Source organism: Mesonia sp. K4-1 (assembly GCF_008017825.1).
GTDB lineage: Bacteria > Bacteroidota > Bacteroidia > Flavobacteriales > Flavobacteriaceae > Mesonia.
On sequence record NZ_VRLS01000012.1, the window covers coordinates 462,110 to 485,386 of the forward strand.

Consider the following 23,277-nt stretch of genomic DNA (forward strand, 5'->3'; position numbering starts at 1 on the left):
TATGGAGTTTTTATTAGCAATTATGACAGGGATTCTATATGCAGCAGGGCTGTATATGATGCTTAGGCGTAGCTTGGTAAAACTTATAATAGGTTTGATCATGATAAGTAACGGGGCAAATTTATTAATTTTTCTTCTAGGAAGAATCACTAAAGGACATCCGCCAATTATTAAAGGAAGTGCAGAAGTTTTTGCTGATATTTATGCAGATCCCGTTCCGCAAGCTTTAATCCTTACCGCTATTGTAATTAGTTTTGGATTACAATCTTTTGCTATTATTTTGGTGAAGAGAGCTTATAAAGTGGTGAAAACAGATGATTTGGATGAAATGAATACAACAGACGAGGGAATATGATGCAACAATTATTATTATATCCGCTTTTGTGGCAACTCTTTATGAGTATTGCATTGATGTTTGCATGGCAGCATATTAATATCCAGCGAGTGATGAGTATCGTCGGTAGTGCGATAGGACTGGTTTTTTCAGGAATGTTGTTTTATAAAGTTTTAGTATATGGTACGCAGACTATACAAGCAGGTGGCTGGGAAGCTCCATTCGGAATTACTTTTGTTGCCGATACCCTTTCTGCTACTCTAGTTTTATTAACTTCTATTGCTGGCTTAGCTGTTTCTAGTTTCTCTTCGGCATCTATCATTCCGGCTCGATTAAGGTTTGGGTATTTCGCCATATTTCATTTCTTACTTTTAGGCTTAATAGGTGCTTTCTTAACAGGAGATATCTTTAACCTGTATGTGTGGTTTGAAATTATCATCATTAGTTCATTTGTATTGATAACCTTAGGGGGTGAAAAAGCTCAAATTGAAGGAGCTGTAAAATATTTTACTTTAAATATACTTGCCTCCATTATCTTTCTTACAGCTATAGCAGTTTTATATGGCTTAGCAGGTTCTTTAAATATGGCCGATTTAGCCGTGCTTATCCCAAAAATTGAAAATAGAGGTTTAGTAAAAGTAGCTGCGATTTTATTTTTAATAGGTTTTGGTATTAAGTCTGCTGTATTTCCATTATACTTTTGGTTGCCGGCATCTTACCACACTCCGCCATCTGCAGTTGCAGCAATTTTTGGAGGCTTACTAACAAAAGTTGGTGTCTATGCATTAATTAGAGTCTTCACACTCATCTTTGTAGGTGATGTTTTATTAGATGAAATATTAATTGTGATAGCTGTTCTTACGTTGTTTAGTGGAGGGATAGGAGCTTTAGTGCAAAAGAATATGCGTAAAGTATTTTCTTACCTTATCATTTGTCATATTGGATTTATGATTGCTGGTTTGGGAATGTTTACAGAGCTTGCCATAGCAGGAGCGATCTTCTATTTAATTCATGATATCGTGGTGAAAACCAATTTATTTATGATTAGCGGTATTATATATAGAATTAAAGGAAGTAACAATATAAAATCATTAGGAGGATTGTATAAGGAGTATCCTAAATTAAGTCTGTTGATGACGATACCTTTCTTTTCTTTGATCGGGATTCCGCCTTTATCGGGATTTTGGCCAAAAATATCTTTAATTGTTTCTAGTTTTAATACTCAAAATTATTTGGTATTAGGAGCTGTTATTTTTGCCAGTTTTCTTACTTTAATTGTAATGGCAAAATTATGGTCAGAAGTGTTTTGGAAAAACCCTGTTGATTTACCAAAAAGAGAACATTTTCTTTATTTTAATAAAATGACTACCACGAGAAAACTTCAAATGCTTTTGCCCATTGTTTTTTTAACAGGAGTTTCTTTATATATTGGTTTTGGAGCAGAAAGCATTCAGCAGCTTTCAACTAGAATCGCAGGAGAATTAATGAATAGTCAACAATATATAGAAGCAGTAATGCCTAAAAGCTAAGCTATGAAGAATAGGTTTTTATCCAACATATTGTTAACTTTTATCTGGGTAGCTATCACTGGAAGCTTCGAGTTTGCTAACTATGTTTTTGGTTTTATACTAAGCTTTATCATACTTTATGTAATTACTCAAGGGAGGGGGAGTGCTAAGTATTTTAAAATTATACCTAAGCTAATTTCTTTTATTCTATTCTTTTTATATGAATTATTAAAAGCAAATTTGCAGGTAGCTTATGATGTGGTTACTCCAACTTTTTATATGAAACCAGGGATTGTAAGGGTTCCTTTAGATGCAGAAACTAATTTAGAAATTACACTTTTAGCTAATTTAATAACACTAACTCCAGGAACGTTGAGTTTAGATGTTTCAGATGATCGTAAAGTGTTATATGTACATGCTATGTATATTTCCGATAAGGAAGCATTTATAAAAGATATTAAAGAAGGATTTGAAAAACGCTTACTTGAAATTTTAAGATGACCGTAGAAGAATACTTATATTATATAATTTTACCCATATTGGCCATTTCGGTTTTATTGGTATTTTGCCGTTTTGTGATAGGTCCTAAAATAGCCGATCGTGTGGTAGCTTTAGATTTATTAATCACCATTGGGATTACCATCATCTCTATTTATAGTATCGTATACGATCAATCTACTTTTCTAGATATTGCGATGATTCTAGGCTTAATCGCTTTTTTGAGTACAGTAGCTTTTTCCTATTATTTAGAGAAAAGAAATAAATCAAAATTAGACGAAGAAAAGAGAAAACATAACAATGACTGATGCTTTAATAATCATATTATCTAGTTTAGGTGCGATATTTATTTTATTGGCGGCTGTGGGATTCTTGCGTATGCCAGATACCTATTTAAGAATATCGGTTACTACTAAGGCTGTTACTTTGGGAGTAGGGCTTATTTTGGCAAGCGCAGCTATTTATTTTGACGACTTATCGGTTACTTCTAGAGTGCTTGCTATTATTTTGTTTATTATTCTTACCGCTCCCGTAGGTGCACATTTAATTGGGAGGGCCTCATACTTCTTAGGAGTTAAAATGTGGGATAAATCGGTGATGGATGAATTAGAAGGAAAATATAAAAAATTCTCTCACAAATTAAATAGCGGAGACGATTTAAAAGATGATGAGGAGAAAGTAGAGCAGCAAGAAAAAAACTAATTGTTCTATGAAACAATTAGCCAAAAACCTTCAATCAAAACTTCAAAATCGTAAAGAAAATCATCTTTATAGAAGCCTAGGGAAAACTCAGGCAAAAGAAATTAATTTTTACTCTAACGATTATTTAAGTTTTAGTAAAAACTCTTCTATTTCGCTTAAAGCGGAAAAAATACTGCAACAATTTCATATTTCTCAACACGGATCAACGGGATCTCGATTAATTTCTGGGAATCATAAACTGTTTCAAGTTACTGAAGAATTTATTGCTCATTATCATAAAGAAGAGTCGGCTTTATTATTTAATTCGGGTTATGATGCTAATGTAGGAGTCTTGTCTTCGGTGCCGCAGCGCGGAGATGTCATTTTATACGACGAGTTTTCGCACGCATCTATTCGTGATGGAATACAACTTTCATCAGCTAAATCATATAAGTTTTCTCATAACAACTTAGCCGATTTAGAACTTAAATTAGAGAAATTCTCTAAGAGTTCTCAAAATATGTATGTAGTTACCGAATCTGTCTTTTCAATGGATGGAGATTCTCCAGATTTAAAAAAACTCGTTGATATTTGCTCTAATAAAAATGCTTTTGTCATTATAGATGAAGCACATGCACTTGGGGTTATTGGTGATAAAGGAGAAGGTTTAGTCCAAATTTTAGGCTTAGAAAAGAATGTATTTGCGAGAATTGTAACATTTGGAAAAGCATTGGGCGCTCACGGAGCAGCCGTAATAGGAAGTCATCAATTATGTAACTTTCTTATTAATTTCGCTAAAAGCTTTATTTATACCACGAGTTTAGCGCCACATACGGTAGCGATCATTTATGCATCTTATCAATTTTTAGCTAAAACGGAGCAAAGAAAAAACTTAGAAAAAAACATTAACTATTTTAAATCTCAAATTGATGTCTTTCAATTAAACTCAAAATTTATAGCGAGTGTCACTCCCATTCAGTCATTTATCATTAGTGGTAATGAAAATGCATTGCGTTTGGCAAAAACTTTAGAAGAAAATGATATTTCCGCGAAAGCGATACTATCACCCACAGTCAAAGTGGGAGAAGAGCGAATAAGAATTTGTCTTAATGCTCAACATACTTTAGATGAAATAAATTGCTTATTACAAATAATAAAAAATCATTAAGTATGGATACAAGTTGGGTGGTGGTCGCGAAATATCCTTATTCCTCTGAGGCGCAAATCTATAAAGGAAGATTAGAAGCAGAAGGAATTCAGGTGCATTTGCAAGATGAATATACGATAGATACAGACCCTTTAATGAGTCACGCGATTGGTGGTGTAAAACTAAAAGTACGTAAGGAGGATGAAGATTTTGCTTTAGAAATTTTAGAAAAAATGCCTAAATATTCTCTAACCAATGAGGGAGAGAAAATTCATTGTCCTAAATGCAATAGCTCAAAAATAGATTATTTTACCACCATACACGATTTAAAAACTTTTCTTGCCTTTTTAGGTAGTTGGATTGTCGCAGCTTTACCTTTTTATGCCGCTTACGAGTATCGTTGTGCCAATTGCAAAACAAAATTTAAAAAATTATGAGTCATATATTTATTACAGGAATAGGAACCGAAATAGGAAAAACGGTAATTTCTGCTATTGTGGTAGAAGCTTTAGAAGCCGATTATTTTAAACCTATTCAGGCGGGCGATTTAGATAACTCTGACACACATAAGGTAAAGAAACTGGTAAGTAACACTAACTCGAAATTCCACGAAAGTGCCTATAAGTTAAATACACCTATGAGTCCGCATGCTTCCGCGGAAATAGATAATGTAATCATTGATGCTAAAAACTTAAAAAGACCTAAAACAGAAAACACATTAGTAATTGAGGGAGCAGGTGGAGTTTTAGTTCCGTTAAACGGAACAGAAATGATTATAGATTTAATTTCTAAAGACGATCAGGTAATTGTCGTTTCTAAACATTATTTGGGGAGTATTAACCACACATTGCTTACCATCGAAGCTCTTAAAGCAAGAGGATTAAAAATAGCAGGAATTATTTTTAACGGAGAAGAAAACCCTACAACAGAAGAAATTATTCTTTCTCAAACCCAATCAAGTTTGTTGGGAAGAATAAAAGAAGAACCTTATATAGATGAAGCGGTAGTGCGCTATTATGCTGCCCAGTGGAAAGAAAATTTAAAGAAAATAAAATGAGTATTTTAGAAAAAGACAAAAAATACATTTGGCATCCGTTAACTCAACACAAAAAGAAACAAGAGATTTTGCCTATAAAAAAGGCTAAAGGAGTTTTTTTGTATGATGAAAATGATAAATCTTATGTAGACGGGATTTCTTCTTGGTACACAGCGGTTTATGGCCATTGTAATGACTTTATTATAGAAGCGGTAAAAACTCAAATGGAAACTTTAGATCAGGTGGTTTTTACAGGGTTTACGCATGAGCCTGCTGCAAAACTTGCTGAAGCTTTAATGGAAATCCTTCCAGAGGGTCAGCAGAAAGTTTTTTTTAACGACAACGGTTCTACTTCTACTGAAATCGGAATTAAAATGGCGTTGCAATACCATTATAATTTAGGTAAGGATAGAAAAACCATGCTTGCTTTTGAAGAAGGTTTTCATGGGGATACATTTGGAGCAATGTCGGTATCTGGGCTATCGGTTTATAACGGAGCTTTTGAAGATCATTTTATTAAAGTAAAACGCATTCCTGTTCCTAATGGTAAGAATACAGACGAAATTCTTCAGAAAATAAAAGATATACATAAAGAAACTCCTTTAGCAGGGTTTATTTATGAGCCATTAGTGCAAGGAGCTGCTGCCATGAAAATGCACGACAAAAAAGATTTAGATCAAATTTTGAGCTTGTGTAAATCTTTAGATATTGTTTTGGTAGCCGATGAGGTGATGACTGGTTTTGGAAAAACAGGAAGTTATTTTGCTTCAGATTTTATGGAAACCAAACCCGATGTAATGTGTTTGTCTAAAGCATTAACAGCGGGTCTTTTACCCATGGGTGCTACCACATGCTCTCAAAAAATATATGATGCTTTTTATGATGATGAGATTGCTAAAGGACTATTTCATGGGCATACGTATACAGCAAATCCGTTAGCTTGTACTACAGCTTTGGCGGCAATTCAGTTGTTGACTAGTAAAACCATACAAGAAAATATAGAAAAAGTAATTAAGAGCCACAATGCTTTTGGACTGCATATTAAAACTCACGCTAAGGTAAAATCTGTGAGGCAGCAAGGAGTAATTTTTGCTTTTGAATTAGACGTCGAGTTTTCTAGGTACGGAAATATGCGCGATAAAATATATCAGTTTTTTATGAACGAAGGAGTTTACCTAAGGCCTTTAGGAAATACGATTTATATTTTAGCCCCTTATATAATTGAAGAGAAAGAATTATTGAAAATTTATAATTCTATTGAAAAACTTTTAAATTCAGATTTGCTAAATAGAAGTGATTAAGCTGTTTTGTTAAGGAATGTCTTAATTTTTAATAAATAAAATTGTATATATTCTTATTTTTAGATAAATATTTGTTATTATTGAGTATTAATTTTTAGTAATTGAGATTTTTCTAAAAATTAGGATTTGGGGTAACCTAATTTTTACTTGAAGCTCTGGTGTTTGCCGGAGCTTTTTTTTATATTTTTGAATCCAAAATATAGAAACATCTTATTTGAAAACTTTCCCCATTTATATTGAAGCTATAAATTCTATTTCTGCCTTAGGAAATTCCTCCGAAGAAGTTTTAAAAAGCTACAAAAACGAGAAACCTTTGTTTACAGTTAAAGATTATAAGCACTTTAAGAATGCTTATGTTTCTTGCTTATCAGAAAGTTCTACAAACTGTTTGGAAGAAATTAAGGGGGAGAATAAATTTTATGCTTCTTTAGATGATTCTGTATTGTTAGCTATTTTTTCGGCAAGAAAAACTTTAAATCAGCTAAATTGGAAGAAAGACTTTGGCGTTAACATAGGCTCTTCAAGAGGTGCAACAGGTTTATTCGAAAAGTATCACGAAGAATTTATCACTACAGGAAATACTTCCGCATTAGCGTCACCCACTACTACTTTAGGGAATATTTCATCTTGGGTGTTGCAAGATCAACAAAGTAAAGGACCAGAGATGAGTCATTCTATCACTTGTTCTACCGCTATGCATTCTGTTTTAAATGGTATTGCTTGGATTAAAAGCGGGATGAGTGATCAGTTTTTGGTTGGTGGAAGTGAAGCACCCTTAACCGATTTTACCCTGGCGCAAATGAAAGCCTTAAAATTATATGCTTCATTTAATGAAAATGAAGTTTTTCCTAATAAGAGTTTAGATTTTAGCAAAGATAGAAATACAATGATTTTGGGTGAAGCTTGCTGTACTATCGCTTTAAGCGGAAAGAAAACCAAAAAAGCCATTGCTAAAATTACTGGAATAGGTTATGCTACAGAAAGCTTAACTCATAATATCTCTATTTCCCCTGAAGCAGATTGTTTGCAAACCTCGATGCGAAAAGCTTTAGACGATGCCGAATTAACTACAGTTGATGCAGTAATTATGCATGCGCCAGGAACAAAAAAGGGAGACACCTCTGAATTAAAAGCTATTGAAAATTTATTTAAAAAGGAAATGCCTTTATTAACCTCTAATAAATTTATGATAGGTCATAGTTTTGGAGCTTCTGGAGCTATGAGTTTAGAAATGGCGGTATTAATGTTGCAACATCAGCAATTTTTTTCAAATCCTATGTATAATAATAACTTCAGTAAAAAAGAATTGAAGAATATTATGGTTAATGCGGTGGGTTTTGGAGGAAATGCAGTGAGTATAATTGTTTCAGTATAGCGTAAAACAGTTAATTATTACAAAGTATATTATTTTTAGATATAAATAACCACTTCATTTCTTATTTTTGAAGTATTAATTATCAGGATATGATCACAAAACACGATTGGACAAAAGAAGAAGTTCTAGCAATATATAATAAACCTTTAATGGAGCTTCTTTATGAGGCTGCTACGGTTCATAGAAAATATCACGAAGCTAATACCGTTCAGGTTTCTACATTATTATCAATTAAAACAGGAGGATGCCCAGAAGATTGCGGTTATTGTCCGCAAGCAGCTAGATATCATACCGATATTGAAGGAAATGACTTAATGAGTGTGCAGCAAGTAAAAGCACAAGCTTTAAGAGCAAAATCTTCAGGTAGTTCTAGAGTTTGTATGGGGGCAGCTTGGCGTAATGTTAAAGACGGACCAGAGTTTGATAATGTACTAGAAATGGTAAGAACTATCAATAAGCTAGATATGGAGGTTTGTTGTACGCTAGGTATGATTACCGAAAACCAAGCTAAAAGATTAGAGGAAGCAGGTTTATACGCTTATAACCATAACTTAGATTCTTCTGAAGAGTATTATAAGGAGGTGATTTCAACTCGCGGTTATGAAGATCGTTTGGAAACTTTAGACAACGTGAGAAAAACGAATGTTACTGTTTGTAGTGGAGGAATAATAGGAATGGGAGAAAGGGAAGAAGATAGAGCAGGAATGCTGGTAGCTTTAGCTAGATTAAATCCCCAGCCAGAATCTGTACCTATTAATGCATTAGTGCCCGTAGAAGGAACCCCTTTAGAAGAGCAATTAAAAGTACCTATTTGGGATATGATAAGAATGGTGGCAACCACTCGAATTGTAATGCCACAAACACAAGTACGTCTATCTGCAGGTAGAACAGATATGAGTAGAGAAGGACAAGCTATGTGTTTCTTTGCAGGAGCAAACTCTATTTTTGCTGGAGATAAATTACTTACCACACCAAATCCAGATGTAAACGAGGATATGAAAATGTTTGAACTTCTAGGATTAAATGTTCAAAAGCCTTTTGCTAAACACGCACAGACTAAAAGTGTTGAGGCAGAAGATTCTAAAATTTCAGCTTTAGGTGAAAAACCAAAATGGTCTAGACCAGAACATAAAATTGAAAAGAATTTAGAAGCTCAAAAGAAAAGGGTTAAAGCATAAATTGAAATTAAAAAGATACGGTTAAAAGATGTAGATGTAGTAGACTCTATTGAAGCAAAAGAATTTTTAACCAATTATATAAACCCTCTAATGCCTTTGGTTGTTAGGGGGTTGTCTAAAGACTGGAAAGCTCATCATAACTGGAGTTTAGATTATTTTGCACAAAATGTAGGGGAGGTAGAAGTGCCTTTATATAATAGTGAACCAGCAAAAGGAAAAGAGCTTTCTAGGAAACCAGTTACTAGAATGCTCATGAAGGATTATATTGAGCTTTTAAAAATAGGTCCGACCGATCTACGAATATTCTTCTTCAATATCTTACAAAAAGCTCCTCAATTAGTAGATGACTTTAAGTACCCAGATTTGGGAATTAAATTTTTTAAAAAATTACCAGTTTTATTTTTTGGTGGTGCAGAATCAAAAGTTTTACTGCATTATGATATTGATTTTGCTAACAACTTGCACTTTAATTTTATAGGAGAGAAAGAGGTGATTTTATTTCCGTACGATCAAAAACCTTTTTTGTATCACGTGCCTTATTCAATAGTTTCAATGGAAAGTATAGAATTTGATAAACCAGACTATAATAAATACCCAGCTTTAAAATATGCTAAAGGTTATAGAGTAAGATTAAAACCTGGGGAAATGCTTTATATTCCTAGCGGTTATTGGCATTATATTCGTTACATAACTCCTAGTGTTTCACTAACTTTAAGGTCTTTCCCTGATTCTTTTAATAAAAGAATGAAGTTTCTAAAAAGCATATTGTTTACCATGCATTATGATAATCTTATGCGTAAATTTAAAGGACAAAATTGGATTGATTATAAGAATAAGAAAGCTATTGAGAAAGCAGAAAAAGCAATACAAAGTCGTTAATTTGTAATGAAGAAGTTGTAAAAGTGTTCAGTAATAAGGACTGTATAATAGATTAGGAGGTAGAGTAATTGCTAGATGAATTTTAGAAAAACTCTATGTTGACTATATTTCAGCTAACTTTTCATAAATGAGATGACTTTCCCAGCCTCTATACAGTAAATAATCTGCTATTTTCTTTTTTAATTTTACCGGATTTTTTTCTGTTAAGCTATCACGTCTTTTTTCAAAAAGTAGACTAAGGGTTTCGTGGTAGTCTTCTTCGTCAATTTCTTTAAGTGCTGTAGTGATATTAAACCTAGAAATTTTTCTTTTTTTTAGCTCTTGCTGAATTCTTAATTTACCCCATTTTTTTATTCTGAATTTGCCTCGTGCGAAGCTTTGTGCGAAGCGTTCTTCATTAAGGAAGTCTTCTTGTATAAGAGTATGAATTATTTGCTGTCTGGCTTCAGGAATCATTCGTAATTCAAATAGTTTTTTTTCAACATCTTGATGACAGCGATCTTGATAAGCGCAATAATTCATAAGCTTTATCGTAGCTTCTTTAAGGGTGTATGTTTTATGGGTATTCAATTTATATTTAATATATAGTGTAAAAATAAAAAACCCTGTAAAGAATATCCTTACAGGGTTTAGTTTTTTAGAGTATTTCTTCCCCGTTTTTATCGTGAAAGTGATATTCTAGATACGTGTAAGCATCTCTTGGTAATATTTTTACCCAGCGTTTATGGTCAAAAAACCATTTGCTTCTAGGTGATGGAATGCCTCTGGTTAAAAAGGCGGCCACAAAAGGATGAGCCGTGAGACTCATTTTCTTATGTCCTTTTTTAATAATTTTTTGTAAGTCGGCGTTTATCTTATTAATTACAACAATAGGAGCTTCAATTTCCCCTCCCGTTCCGTTGGGGTTTTCTTCTCTTGTTTTAATATTCATTTCCGGTCTTACGCGTTGTCTTGTAATTTGTATCAATCCAAATTTGGTAGGAGGTAAGATTTTATGTTTAGCACGATCATCACTCATTTCATCTCTTAAGTGATTGTAAAGGGCTTTACGGTTATCGGCTTTATTCATGTCAATAAAATCGACTACAATAATTCCTCCCATATCCCTTAATCGCAACTGTCTTGCAACTTCAGAAGCACTTATTAGGTTTACTTCTAAAGCGGTTTCTTCCTGATTTTTGGCTTTGCTACTTCGGTTACCGCTATTTACATCTACAACATGCATTGCTTCTGTATGTTCAATAACTAAATAAGCGCCTTTACTCATAGAAACGGTTTTACCAAAGGCTGTTTTTATTTGCCTTTCTATCCCAAATTTTTCAAATATGGGTACATTGGATTGGTATAACTTTACAATAGACTCTTTTTCAGGAGAAAACTCTCCTACATAATCTTTAATTTGAGTGTAAAGCGCTTCATCATCGGTACAAATAGAAGTAAAGGAGTCGTTAAACATGTCTCTCAAAATAGAAGAGGCTCTATTTAATTCACCTAACACTTTTGTAGGATGGTGGGCTTTATACAATTTTTTGCACATTCCTGTCCATCGACCCATTAAATTCTGTAGGTCTTTGTCGAGTTCTGCTACTTTTTTGCCTTCTGCTACGGTTCGTACGATAACACCAAACCCTTTGGGTTTAATGCTTTTTACCAATCTCTTTAAGCGTTCTTTTTCATCTTTACTTTCAATTTTTTGAGAAATTGAAATTCGATTAGAAAAAGGAACAAGAACGATATATCTTCCAGCAAATGAAAGTTCGCTACTTATTCTAGGTCCTTTGGTAGAGATAGGCTCTTTTACAATTTGTACCAGTAAAGATTGATTTGATTTAACGGCATCTACAATGCTACCATCTTTATCAATATCGGTCTCTAAAGGAAAATCCTTTAGAGAAAAGTCTTTTAATTTACCTGTGCTTACACGTTTTACGAATTTCAATAAAGAACCAACTTGTGGGCCTAGGTCGTGATAGTGTAAAAAACCATCTTTTTCATAACCTACATTTACAAATGCAGCGTTAAGACCAGGTATAGCTTTTCTTACTTTAGCGATAAAAATATCACCTACAGAAAAATTGCTATCGTCGTTTTCTTTATGTAATTCTACTAGTTTTCCATCTTTTAATAAGGCAAAATCAACAGCAGAGGAATTTGATCTAATAATTAATTCTTTATCCATTATTCCTAGCTAATTAGATTTTTATCCATATATGATAAATCATATATAGATGGATTAAACAATAATTTTTCACAGGGTTTGTAAAAATCCTGATAAAGCTTTTTTACGGCTTCAATTTCAATGAACGTTTTTAATAAAAAAAAGTAGTTTGAAAACTACTTTTTCTTGTGTCGGTTAGCTCTTCTTCTCTTCTTACGCTTGTGCGTAGCTACCTTATGTCTTTTTCTTTTTTTACCACTTGGCATAAAAATATGTATTTAAATTAATAATTCGTTTTAACTTTTTTATTTTACTTCTACGTTGGTTTTTACACCTTCTACAAAAACTTTTGCTGGTTTAAATGCAGGGATGTTATGTGCAGGAATTTTAATTGTCGTGTTCTTAGAAATATTTCTTCCTGTCTTTTCTGCACGGGTTTTAATGATAAAACTTCCAAAACCTCTTAGGTAAACATTATCTCCACTTTCCAAAGAATTTTTTACCTCGTCCATAAAGGTTTCTATAGTAGCTTGTACGTCACCTTTTTCCATTCCTAATTTCTCCGAAATGTTTGCTACAATATCTGCTTTCGTCATCTTACAATTATTTTTTGTTATATAAGGGTTATCATTTTTAGAGGGGGCAAATATACTAATTTAATTATCAATAAATCAAACCTAAATGTTTAAATAGTAACGGAATAAACTTTTATGTTCGCATTTTAATAAAAACATCCATGAAATTTCATAACAAGCTCATAGATTGGTATTTAGTGAATGCAAGAGATTTACCTTGGCGTAAAACTCAAGACCCATATCCTATTTGGTTGAGTGAAATTATGCTTCAGCAAACGAGAATAAGTCAGGGTTTACCTTATTTTTTCAAGTTTATAGAAGAATTTCCTACTGTTTTTCACCTCGCAAATGCTAGTGAAGACCAAGTTTTAAAACTTTGGCAAGGCTTAGGTTATTATTCTAGGGCAAGAAACCTTCATTCTACTGCAAAACATGTCGCTTATAACCTTAACGGAATTTTCCCTAGCACTTATAAAGAATTAAAGACCTTAAAAGGAGTTGGAGATTATACAGCTAGTGCTATAGCTTCTTTTTGTTATCGAGAGCCAGTTGCTGTGGTAGATGGTAATGTATATAGAGTGTTAAGTCGTTTTTTTGGAATAGACACTCCTATTAATTCTACCGAAGGGATTAAAGAGTTTAAAACTTTAGCACAAAAATTACTCGATAAAAAGCAGCCTCACATTTACAATCAGGCAATTATGGAATTTGGAGCCTTGCAATGTTCGCCAAAATCTCCCGATTGTAATTCTTGTCCTTTACAAGCCAACTGTGTCGCATTTCAGCAAGATTTAATTCAATCGCTTCCGCGGAAGCTAAAAAAAACAAAGGTTCAAGAAAAATTCTACAATTACCTCGTCATAGTAGATTCTAAAGAAAATGTGCTTATTGAAAAAAGAACAGGGAACGGAATTTGGAAAAATTTATATCAATTTCCATTAATAGAATCTCCAAAAGATTGTAACCTGCCTAAAGATTTAATTTCGTTTGATGAAAATAAAATTTCTCAAGAGATTTTACAAAAAGCTTCACTTTATAATGAAGAGCCTATAAAACACGTGCTTTCTCACCGAAAGTTATGGGTGAAATTTTGGGTGATAAAGATTGAAAACTTAAATTTTATAGAAAATCTTTCAAAGTCATTTATTATGACTAATCAAATAGATACTTTTGCAGTTCCTGTAGTGATCGAAAAATTTATTGACACTTACGGTTTTAGCAAATAATACTTTTTGCTTACATTTACTAAAAAGAGAAATTATGGCAGGTACATTAAATAAAGTAATGCTTATAGGACATACGGGAGATGATGTAAAAATGCATTATTTTGAAGGTGGAGGTAGTATAGGTAGATTTCCGTTAGCAACCAACGAAGATTACGTGAACAAAACTTCGGGAGAGCGCGTGAGTAATACCGAATGGCACAATATTGTTGTGCGAAATAAAGCCGCCGAAATTTGCGAAAAATACCTTAAAAAAGGGGATAAAGTATATATTGAAGGAAGAATAAAAACTAGAAAATGGACCGATGATAAAGGTTTAGATCGTTATTCTACAGAAATTCAATGTACCGAGTTTACATTTCTAACTCCAAAAGACCAAGCTGGTGCACCAGCAATGAATCAAAATCAACCTCAATCACAGGCTTCTAGCTCTCAGGGTAATTATAAAAAGCCCGATATGCAAACCGAGGATGACGACGATTTACCATTTTAATTAAAATTTATAACCTTTGGACCCTGACCCTTCCAGTTTAATTACCTTTTTGTCGCTAGGATTTTACGATGTTCTTAGCTTTTTCTTGTTGTTTTTTCTTTTAGCTTGTTCTGCTTTAATTTCAGGCTCAGAAGTGGCTTTATTTTCTTTAACTCCGTCAGATTTTGATGTAGATGAAGGAAAGATTTCCGCTAAGCAACAAATATTAATTCGTCTTTTAGATCGACCTAAAAAATTATTAGCGACTATTTTAGTGGCCAATAATTTTGTGAATATTGCCATTGTTTTATTGTTTGATGCGCTTGCAGATAGTTTATTTGCAGGGATTAATTCAGTTTTCTTTGGGATTAATATTCGGTTTGTGGTAGAGGTGGTTATTGTAACCTTTCTTATTTTACTCTTTGGGGAAATCTTGCCAAAGATTTACGCCAATAGAAACAAAGTAAAATTCTCGCATTTTATGGCCTTTCCACTTGGAGTTTTAGATAAACTTTTTAGTGTGTTTAGTTTGCCTATGCGTTATGTTACGGTGTTAATTCATAATAAACTAGGGAAACAAAAATCTAATTTAAGTGTAGACCAACTCTCACAAGCTTTAGAGCTTACGAGTGAAGAAGATACAACTAAAGAAGAGCAAAAAATTCTTCAGGGAATTGTTTCTTTTGGGAATACGGTTACTAAGCAGGTAATGAAAAACCGAATGGATGTTTTTGCTCTTAATAAAGAACAGCCTTATAAAGAAGTAATTGAAGAAATTGTAGAGCAAGGGTATTCTAGAATTCCTGTATACGAAGATAGTATAGACAATATTTTAGGAATCCTTTACATTAAAGATCTATTGCCTCATCTAGATGAAACCAATTTTAAATGGCAAGATCTAATTAGAGAAGCTTTTTTTGTTCCAGAAAATAAAAAGTTAGATGATTTATTAAACGATTTTAAAGAGAAGAAAAACCACCTAGCTATAGTGGTGGATGAGTATGGAGGAACAAGCGGAATCATTTCTTTAGAGGACATTATTGAAGAAATAGTTGGAGATATTAGTGATGAGTTTGATGATGAGGATTTAGTGTTTTCAAAACTAGATGATTACAATTTTGTTTTTGAGGGTAAAACTCCAATGAAAGATTTTTATAGAGTCATTAAGCTAGAAGAAAACGATTTTATTGAAGAGAAAAGGGGAGAAGCAGAAACTTTAGCAGGCTTTCTATTAGAAATTTCGGGAGAATTCCCTAAAAAAAATCAGGAGCTTAAGGTAGAGCATTTTACCTTTACGATTGAGGCGGTAGATAATAAACGAATTAAACAAGTTAAACTGAATATAGCTCATGAAATATAGCCTTATTCTTATCATTATTAGCAGTTTTTTTGTAAGCTGCGGTGACGATGCAGCGCAACCTAAACCTAAAGCATTTTTAGCCTTAGAATATCCTACACCCATTTATAAGAAAGTTGAATTTCCTTGTTCTTATTCTTTTGAAATCAATGAAATAGCCAATTTAAAATCTCCGAAAATTAAAAATCCTTGTTGGGTAAATATTGATTATCCTCTCCTTGACGGAACTATATTTATTACCTACCAACCAGTAAATAGCAATTTAAAAGAGTTATTGATGGATGCTCAAAAGCTTCCGCTAGAGCATACCGTAAAAGCCGATGAAATTGAAGGTGATACTTACATCAATAAAAAGAAAAGATCGTTTGGTACGTTTTACGAAGTTTATGGCGACGCCGCCTCGCAAGCGCAGTTCTATTTAACCGATAGTCTTAATCACTTCCTGACAGGTTCAATATACTTTAAGAGTAAACCTAATTTTGATTCAATTGTTCCTGCTGCAAATTACCTAAAAAACGATATTAAACATCTTATGGAAAGTGTGACTTGGGAGAATTGGTCGCCTCAACATCAACCTAAAGACAGCCTTTCTGTAAAAGAATAAACTACAACTAATAAAAACTAAAAGATGTTTTTAAGAATGGTTTTTGTTTTTAAAGCATTAACTTTTTAGGCAAAATAATCTTTCTTAAAAAGGTAGTACACCTCATAAATAAATAAGATTTTTGCAACTTCTTAAAAAAAGGAGGCTATGCAACAATCACATTACAAATGGCTTTATTTAATAGCACTTTCGCTAGTTTGGGGAAGTTCGTTTATACTTATCAAAAAAGGATTGGTAGGTTTAACCGCTATGCAATTGGGAGCGCTAAGAACCGTTTTAGCTTCTATCTTTTTATTAATTATAGGCTTTAACAGTATTAAGAAGATTAAAAAAGAACAGTGGAAATGGATTACTGTTTCTGCATTGTTGGGTAGTTTTTTTCCTGCTTTCTTTTTCGCTTTCGCGGAATTAGAAATTGATAGCGCCATTGTTTCAATTTTGAACTCTACCGTTCCTATATTATCCATTATCATAGGATTTTTAATCTTTTCGGTACAGTCAACCAAAAATCAAGTGATTGGTGTATTTGTAGGTCTGTTGGGTTCTATTTTCCTTATCGGAAGTGGAGCAACGCTCAATACCGATCAAAACTATTGGTATGCCTTATTACCATTGGCAGCTACTACCATGTATGCATTTAATGTGCATATTATAAAAAGACATTTGCAAGAAATACCAGCCTTAAGCATTACAGTGGGTTGTTTTACTATTTTGTTTTTTCCAGCTTTACTAGTATTGTACTTTTCAGACTTTTTTCAAACCGAATTATTGCAACAAGAAGAAGTGCAAATTTCTATAGGTTATATCGCTATACTTTCGGTAGTAGGGACGGGGATTGCTAAGATTTTATTTAATCGATTGGTGCAATTATCCAACCCAGTGTTTTCTACTTCAGTAACCTATTTAATTCCTGTAGTAGCATTGACTTGGGGAATTTTAGATGGAGAAACTTTTAGCCTTTGGCAAGCCCTTTCGGGTATCGTGATTTTAATTGGTGTTTATTTTGCCAATAAAAAACGGAAAGTGAAAGTTAATAGCTAATATTAATTCTTATAAAACTAACCTCTACTCCAAAATATTTAGAGCAGAGGTTAGTAATTTAAGCAATTTTATTGCTTTATTAAAGTGTATTCTTCCCTATAAGGCAATCTGTTATCATTTGGTTGTCCCGTGGGGATGATGGCCATAATATTATTATAAATAAATATTTTTATCTTTTCTGGATTAAACGTATCGGCTGGTATATGCATGATTTGCATGCTATACTTAAAATAGTCTCGTTGTGGGTCTTCTATAAAAACTTCAACAATCCTTTTATTCGGATCACATGAATTACAAGGGATATACCGGGCGGCACTTCTAATAAAATTACCATTAATTAGGTGTTGGTAAATATCATTTGAGAAATTATTGATATCTGGTAAGGTATTAACCATTTCATTTCCATTAATATCTACATAACGATATTCACCATATAAGACATCTTTATAGTAAGAAATGTTCCTATATGTAATATCTACAAAATGATTTAACTTTTTACTCAAAATGATTTTAAAAACTTCATTTCCATCACTAAACTCCCACGTTCCAACTAATTTTGACAAATCTCCTTGAGTGTCTTTATAATAGGCATTATTGGTGTCTAAATAATCAGACCCATTATATAAAGGTATGATTGGTTGTTGCGCTTTACAGGATAAAAGAAATAAAAATATTGATAATATAGTAAGTGTGTTTTTCATGGTGTTTAATTTTAGCTGCATGTTTCATCACCATTTAAGTTATTGCTATTGTCTAGCTTTAATCGTTTCCAATTAGAGGTTTGGGGCATATTGGGTCTAGGGTCATGTTTAATATCGTCATGGGTGCTTCTATAAAGGGAAATACCCAAATCATATTCTTCCATAATTCCCAGTAAGGCTTCCGCAAGTTGCCCTTGTGAAAGGTTAACAGGATCACTTGGTCCTGGAGAATAAGCTTTTTCAAATTTATTTATAAAGTCTTCTAATTCTTCATCATCACTAAAAATATCCCCAATTTTATTCAATTTAGTCAAATTGTTTATTTTTAGGGCATAGGTATAATTATTTACCATCATATACACCGTGTAAATAGAAGTGCCAGAGGGTAGGTTTGGGGCTATATTAGGGTTGTAGGTTTGTGTTAACTGATAAAGCGTATGTAAATCACCTATATAAAACATAGGGTAAGTACCTTGCCCATTACAATTATTGGGATGGGTATGCATTATCGCAAAAACTAAAGGGTTAGGAGGTATGTGAATTTCTGTACAGTTTTCACTCGAATTAATAGGGTAAGGTTCAAAATATGGGAAATCATTTATAGCTTTTATTAAGTAACCTTTTTCTTCGGTTGAATTTATATTATTTTCAAGATTAGTAAATGCAGTGCTAGAATATGCTGAAGTGGAGAAATTATGTAGATCGTCACAATTATCACCCGTGATGTATAAATTATTATTTGTTTCTATGGGTGTAGATATAAAACCTCCATTTCCATGAACATCAGGATCACTAGGGTCTTGATCATTACCATCCCCACTATCTCCAGTACCACCTCCAGAATTATTACCTGTAGGAGTATAGAAGCCTCCTTCCTCTGCACCGCCGCCACAAGAAATATAACCACAACTAATACCTGTAAGCACCCAGCCTGAAGTCCATTGTTCATGATTATCTGCGCCTACGACTTGACCTTGAGTACCATCATCATCAACTCCCCAATCATAACTTTCGATACATTCATAAGTTACTCCAGTACATTTGCCTGCTAAATCTATTTCTAAATCAGCTATATTAAAATCAATTGGCTTTATTGATATATTAAGAGGAGGCATAGAGTTACTTTGGTCATATCTATCGTAATCCTCTTTAGGAAAACCATAATCTATAATATAAGTTTGGTAATGATTGGTAGAGTCAAAAACAACAACTAAATTTTCTAAAGTTTCGGTTATAGTATCTCTTTTAATCTCAAAGTTGTAGGAATATAAGTTTCTTTCTAGATCTTTAATTAAAACACCAAAAGTGGTGTCTACTAAAAAACTATATTGTTCACTGTAAATATATCTATTTGCTGTAGATTTATTTTTAAAAAAATAACCTAAGTTATTAAATGTTTCTTCTAGTTTTTTATTATTTGAAATTTCTTTACTTGAAATAGTTTCAAAATCAAACCTATTTAAACCTGTATTGGTAGATGAGGCATACTCATCTTTTTGACAACTATAAAATACAAGTGGAAGTATAAATAAAAAGGCGAAATACCTAAGCCAGTTTATACGTTTAGGCTTAAATTTTGATGGGGGGGATTTTTGTGGTGTCTTTTTAGTTCATAAATACATTGGTTTTTAGCGTATTAAGTTTTAAAGCTAAACCAAATAATTTGTAAAACCAAATTGTTTTACAAATTAACTACCTTATAAACTGAAACTTTACCATAAAAAAACCCGACTGTTGTAGTCGGGTTTTAAAAATATGATTTAAAAAATCTTAGTTAAAGTCTGAGTCTTTTACGTCTTCATTAATTTTAACTTCATTCATTTTGATATCTACTAATTGCGGGCCAAAACTTACGTTTAATGTATGTGGAAACTTCACGCCATTCACGGCTTTATAATCTCCATACATTGTAGTATTTTCTGCTGTTTGTCCCATTTGTTCAATGGTAGTAACACTTTTTACTTTTAAACCACTTTCAGTACTGTAGTATCTTTTCTTATCATCAGAAACTTTTACTACATAAGCATCTTTACCGTCAACTTTTTCTATTCCGGTAAGCTTAGCATCTTTTTCTACAGATAATTCAGTAAATAAAGAAGCATCTTTTTTAGCTTCTGCTACTTCTTCTTCCGTAAAGTCTTTTCTTTGACCTTGTGCTTCATTGTAACCTTTTTCTCCGTTAAAGGCAGATTTTTGAATAGTCATCCCATTCATACTCACCATTTCTAAAGATTTACCAGCACTGGTCTTCTTTCTAATTATAGAAAGACTCATTCCTTGGATGCTAGCACTACCTGTCATAGAAACAGACTTCACTTTGTTAATAGCGTCTTTGCCACCAATAGCTTTAATATAATTGTCATAAACTGTATTTACAGTTACTCCTTCTGGAACTGGTTTTTTAAGAACAGGCTTATCTACTTTATTTCCCTCTTTGTCAAAATAAAGAACTGGCACTTTTTTTCCGTTAAGCTCTACTTTTTCTAAATTCTCTATAACCTCTGCACCTTTACCAGCTACTACGATTTGCATATTGCTAGTTTTGTAGTATTTGTTGGCTACTCTCATAATGTCTTCTTGAGTAACAGCATTGATTTTTTGTAAGAATTTTTGATAGAAATCTGAAGGTAAATTTTCAGTTTCGATATTTAATGCATAGCTAGCAATCGTTGAAGGACGCTCTAATCTTAATACGAAATCTCCTGCAAACTTGTTTTTTGCGTTGCTTAAATCTTCATAAGATACCTTTTCGGTTTTAATACGATTAATTTCTTTGAAAGTTTCTACGATAGCACTATCGGTTACTGCATTTCTAACACTTGCCGAAGCAACGAATCTACTTGCGTACCTGTCATCTCCTGTAGAGGTTCTAGCTCCATAAGTATACCCGTGCTCTTCTCTTAAATTCATATTTAAGTAGCTACCAAAGCTACCTCCTAAAATTTGGTTAGTTACCAATACTGGGAAATAATCTTCATCTGCCATCTGTAAGTCAATTGTATTTTGAATACGTAATTCACTCTGTACAGCATTAGGTACATCTATAAAATCAATTTGAGTGTATTGTACTGGAGGTAAATTTGGTAAAGAGCCAGAAGGAGGAACGTCTGCTTTCCAATCGCTAAATAATTTTTTAGTTAGCTTTTTAACGTCTCTTTCTTTAATATCCCCAACTACAACTAAGTAAGCATTTTTTGGAGAAATGTAGTTTTCGTAATACTTACTTACGTCGTCTAGAGTTACATTTTCTACTGAAGATTCAGTTTCAAATTCCCCGTAAGGGTGATTTTTACCATAAGCTAAAGCTGCACTCACATTGCTAGCAATTACACCTGCACTTTTAGCATTACTTTTTATACCTTCAATTAATCTTTCTTTTTGTGTTTTAAATTCTTCTTGGTCAAACTTAGGTTGTAATAAACCTTGAGCCATTAACTCCATTACTTCTGGGAAGAATTTTGATAAAGAACTCGCTGAAGCACCTCTTGTACTATAATTTACGCTAGCACCTAAGAAATCAATACGTTCATTGAATTCGTCTTTAGACATCTTCTTTGTTCCGTTCCCCATCATTGCGCTATAAAGAGATTTTAAACCTTCTTTATTTCCTTCTGAGCTAGGTTTGTTGTCTATAATTAAGCTCGCACTTACTCTAGGAAGTTTATGGTTTTCTACGACCATTACTTTTAAACCGTTATCTAATTTGAAAGATGCTGGTTTTCCTAAATTAATTTTTGGTGCCGGACCTGGTTGAGGTTGTTTAGAACGGTCTACTTGAGCTTGAGCTCCAACGACCATAAGGCACATAATAAATATTGAATATAATTTAAATTTCATTTTTTTGCTTTTTTAGAATTATTCAGAATCTGGAGTTGGTAAGTAATCTAAGTCTAAACGTTGGTTTTTGTTTAAATACTTGCTAGCTACTTCTTTAATATCTTCTCTTGTAATTCCTCTGTAGATTTCGATTTCTTTATTGATTAAGTCAGTATCTCCGTAAAGCATATGATAAGTTGCTAATGAACCAGCAATTCCTTGTACGCTACTATTAGAGTTTACAAACCTGTTCTCAAATTTGTTTTGAAGCTTTTGATATTCTTTTTCAGAGATTAATTCTGTCTGAAGTTTTTTAATTTCTTCATCCATAGATTCTCCTAATTTGTCTAAAGGAGTTTCTCCCATAGCTAAGGCACCCATTACGTACATACCATAGTCTTCTTGAGATCTAGGGAACGCTAATACTTGTAAAGCCTCTTTGTCTTCATCTACCATTTTTTTGTACATACGAGAGCTTTTTCCATCAGTTAAAATAGAAGAGATCATATCTAATACATAAGCATCACGATCTTTCATAGAAGGAGTTCTATAAACATATAATTTAGCTGGTATTTGAATGTTATCATCGTATTCTGTAGCAGTAATTGTCTTTTGAATAGGCTCTTCTTTGATGTTAACACGTTCTACTTTAGGTCCTTTAGGGATAGTAGAAAAGTATTTTTTAATCATTTCTTTTGTGTCCTTAGCATCAATATCACCAGCCACCACTAAAGTAGCATTGTTGGGTCCGTAATACTTATCAAAAAATGCTTTAAACTCATCTAATTGAGCTGCATCAAGATCTTCCATCGTTCCAATAACCGAATTTTTGTAAGGATGTTTGTCGAACATATAAGGACTAATTCCTGTACTGTAAATAATCTTACCGTAAGGAGAATTGTCTATTCTAGATCTTTTTTCTTCTTTTACAACTTCGTTTTGAGTGTCTACACCAATTTTATTGATCACTGGGTGAAACATTCTTTCAGATTCCATCCATAAACCTAATTCTAAGTTATTAGAGGGGAAAGTTTCATAGTAGTAAGTTCTATCTTGTGTGGTATTAGCATTATTGCTTCCTCCATTGGCAGCAACTACATTAAACCACTCTCCACGAGCAATATTTTCTGTACCTTCAAACAATAAGTGTTCAAAAAAGTGGGCAAAACCTGTTCTGCCTGCTTCTTCATCTTTAGCACCTACGTGATACATCACCCCTACCGTTACAACTGGAGCTGTATTGTCTTGATGCAAAATTACGTGTAGTCCGTTGTCTAAATCATACTCCGTATATTCTACCTCTTGGGCGAAACCAGAGAAAGTTAAAAATAGAGCACAAAAAGCTGAGCTAATTTTTTTAATCATTTTTAGTTATTTTAAGTTTTTTAATAAG

The 23,277-nt window shown here is 33.0% G+C and carries 24 protein-coding genes; 17 read left to right on the top strand and 7 right to left on the bottom strand.

Annotated elements, in window-relative coordinates; genetic code table 11:
• The first annotated feature begins 1 nt into the window (after position 1).
• The 12 genes from FT986_RS03325 (at position 2) to FT986_RS03380 (ending at position 9,937) form a co-directional block, all read left to right on the top strand.
• Positions 2-355 carry a Na+/H+ antiporter subunit C gene (locus FT986_RS03325; RefSeq protein ID WP_147863829.1) on the top strand — a complete coding sequence of 118 codons (354 nt, stop codon included), beginning with the start codon at positions 2-4 and terminating at the stop codon, positions 353-355.
• Entirely contained in the window at positions 352-1,863 is a 1,512-nt protein-coding gene (locus FT986_RS03330; RefSeq protein WP_147863830.1) for a proton-conducting transporter membrane subunit, read from the top strand. The genes FT986_RS03325 and FT986_RS03330 overlap by 4 nt, the downstream gene beginning before the upstream one ends.
• Positions 1,864-1,866: 3 nt before the next feature.
• The gene (locus FT986_RS03335; protein WP_147863831.1) at positions 1,867-2,343 is read left to right on the top strand and encodes a Na+/H+ antiporter subunit E; all 477 of its coding nucleotides are present in this window, start codon (positions 1,867-1,869) and stop codon (positions 2,341-2,343) included.
• On the top strand, positions 2,340-2,648 hold the full coding sequence (locus tag FT986_RS03340; RefSeq protein WP_111539635.1) for a cation:proton antiporter: 309 nt from the start codon (positions 2,340-2,342) through the stop codon (positions 2,646-2,648). The genes FT986_RS03335 and FT986_RS03340 overlap by 4 nt, the downstream gene beginning before the upstream one ends.
• Positions 2,641-3,042: a monovalent cation/H(+) antiporter subunit G gene (mnhG, locus tag FT986_RS03345; RefSeq protein WP_111539634.1), complete on the top strand. Its 402-nt coding sequence runs from the start codon at positions 2,641-2,643 to the stop codon at positions 3,040-3,042. Before FT986_RS03340 ends, mnhG begins: the two co-directional genes overlap by 8 nt.
• Before the next feature lie 7 nt (positions 3,043-3,049).
• Entirely contained in the window at positions 3,050-4,189 is a 1,140-nt protein-coding gene (locus FT986_RS03350) for an 8-amino-7-oxononanoate synthase (protein WP_147863832.1), read from the top strand.
• Between the two features lie 2 nt (positions 4,190-4,191).
• Positions 4,192-4,605 (top strand): DUF2007 domain-containing protein, encoded by a 414-nt coding sequence (locus FT986_RS03355; RefSeq protein ID WP_147863833.1) that lies wholly within the window; start codon positions 4,192-4,194, stop codon positions 4,603-4,605.
• Entirely contained in the window at positions 4,602-5,225 is a 624-nt protein-coding gene (gene bioD, locus FT986_RS03360; RefSeq protein WP_147863834.1) for a dethiobiotin synthase, read from the top strand. Before FT986_RS03355 ends, bioD begins: the two co-directional genes overlap by 4 nt.
• Entirely contained in the window at positions 5,222-6,505 is a 1,284-nt protein-coding gene (gene bioA, locus FT986_RS03365) for an adenosylmethionine--8-amino-7-oxononanoate transaminase (RefSeq protein ID WP_147863835.1), read from the top strand. Before bioD ends, bioA begins: the two co-directional genes overlap by 4 nt.
• Positions 6,506-6,719: 214 nt before the next feature.
• Positions 6,720-7,880, top strand: a complete 1,161-nt coding sequence (locus FT986_RS03370; RefSeq protein ID WP_147863836.1) for a beta-ketoacyl synthase N-terminal-like domain-containing protein — start codon at positions 6,720-6,722, stop codon at positions 7,878-7,880.
• An 89-nt stretch (positions 7,881-7,969) separates the two neighbouring features.
• Positions 7,970-9,058: a biotin synthase BioB gene (gene bioB, locus FT986_RS03375; RefSeq protein ID WP_147863837.1), complete on the top strand. Its 1,089-nt coding sequence runs from the start codon at positions 7,970-7,972 to the stop codon at positions 9,056-9,058.
• 48 nt (positions 9,059-9,106) lie between these two features.
• Positions 9,107-9,937 carry a cupin-like domain-containing protein gene (locus FT986_RS03380; RefSeq protein ID WP_255505898.1) on the top strand — a complete coding sequence of 277 codons (831 nt, stop codon included), beginning with the start codon at positions 9,107-9,109 and terminating at the stop codon, positions 9,935-9,937.
• Between the two features lie 102 nt (positions 9,938-10,039).
• On the opposite strand, the gene FT986_RS03385 is transcribed toward FT986_RS03380, so the two are convergent.
• The 3 genes from FT986_RS03385 to FT986_RS03395 all read right to left on the bottom strand — a co-directional run bounded on the left by FT986_RS03385 (position 10,040) and on the right by FT986_RS03395 (position 12,691).
• Positions 10,040-10,507, bottom strand: coding sequence for a regulatory protein RecX (locus FT986_RS03385; RefSeq protein WP_255505891.1), 468 nt, complete (start codon positions 10,505-10,507; stop codon positions 10,040-10,042).
• Positions 10,508-10,574: 67 nt separating this feature from the next.
• Positions 10,575-12,116: an Rne/Rng family ribonuclease gene (locus FT986_RS03390; RefSeq protein WP_111539626.1), complete on the bottom strand. Its 1,542-nt coding sequence runs from the start codon at positions 12,114-12,116 to the stop codon at positions 10,575-10,577.
• Positions 12,117-12,400: 284 nt separating this feature from the next.
• Positions 12,401-12,691 carry an HU family DNA-binding protein gene (locus FT986_RS03395; protein WP_111539625.1) on the bottom strand — a complete coding sequence of 97 codons (291 nt, stop codon included), beginning with the start codon at positions 12,689-12,691 and terminating at the stop codon, positions 12,401-12,403.
• A gap of 140 nt (positions 12,692-12,831) precedes the next feature.
• Here FT986_RS03395 and mutY point away from each other — a divergent pair, with 140 nt between their 5' ends.
• The 5 genes from mutY to FT986_RS03420 all read left to right on the top strand — a co-directional run bounded on the left by mutY (position 12,832) and on the right by FT986_RS03420 (position 17,367).
• Positions 12,832-13,896, top strand: coding sequence for an A/G-specific adenine glycosylase (gene mutY, locus FT986_RS03400; protein WP_147863839.1), 1,065 nt, complete (start codon positions 12,832-12,834; stop codon positions 13,894-13,896).
• Between the two features lie 34 nt (positions 13,897-13,930).
• Positions 13,931-14,386 carry a single-stranded DNA-binding protein gene (locus FT986_RS03405; protein ID WP_147863840.1) on the top strand — a complete coding sequence of 152 codons (456 nt, stop codon included), beginning with the start codon at positions 13,931-13,933 and terminating at the stop codon, positions 14,384-14,386.
• A gap of 16 nt (positions 14,387-14,402) precedes the next feature.
• On the top strand, positions 14,403-15,725 hold the full coding sequence (locus FT986_RS03410; protein ID WP_147863841.1) for a gliding motility-associated protein GldE: 1,323 nt from the start codon (positions 14,403-14,405) through the stop codon (positions 15,723-15,725).
• Positions 15,715-16,326, top strand: a complete 612-nt coding sequence (gene gldD / locus FT986_RS03415) for a gliding motility lipoprotein GldD (protein WP_147863842.1) — start codon at positions 15,715-15,717, stop codon at positions 16,324-16,326. The genes FT986_RS03410 and gldD overlap by 11 nt, the downstream gene beginning before the upstream one ends.
• Before the next feature lie 147 nt (positions 16,327-16,473).
• On the top strand, positions 16,474-17,367 hold the full coding sequence (locus FT986_RS03420; protein ID WP_147863843.1) for a DMT family transporter: 894 nt from the start codon (positions 16,474-16,476) through the stop codon (positions 17,365-17,367).
• 68 nt (positions 17,368-17,435) lie between these two features.
• Here FT986_RS03420 and FT986_RS03425 read toward each other — a convergent pair whose 3' ends face one another.
• The 4 genes from FT986_RS03425 to FT986_RS03440 form a co-directional block, all read right to left on the bottom strand.
• Positions 17,436-18,068 carry a DUF6705 family protein gene (locus FT986_RS03425; RefSeq protein ID WP_147863844.1) on the bottom strand — a complete coding sequence of 211 codons (633 nt, stop codon included), beginning with the start codon at positions 18,066-18,068 and terminating at the stop codon, positions 17,436-17,438.
• Between the two features lie 11 nt (positions 18,069-18,079).
• Positions 18,080-19,183, bottom strand: a complete 1,104-nt coding sequence (locus FT986_RS03430; RefSeq protein ID WP_147863845.1) for a hypothetical protein — start codon at positions 19,181-19,183, stop codon at positions 18,080-18,082.
• Positions 19,184-19,838: 655 nt separating this feature from the next.
• On the bottom strand, positions 19,839-21,905 hold the full coding sequence (locus FT986_RS03435; protein WP_147863846.1) for a pitrilysin family protein: 2,067 nt from the start codon (positions 21,903-21,905) through the stop codon (positions 19,839-19,841).
• Between the two features lie 18 nt (positions 21,906-21,923).
• Positions 21,924-23,249, bottom strand: coding sequence for a pitrilysin family protein (locus tag FT986_RS03440; protein WP_111539618.1), 1,326 nt, complete (start codon positions 23,247-23,249; stop codon positions 21,924-21,926).
• Positions 23,250-23,277 lie beyond the last annotated feature (28 nt).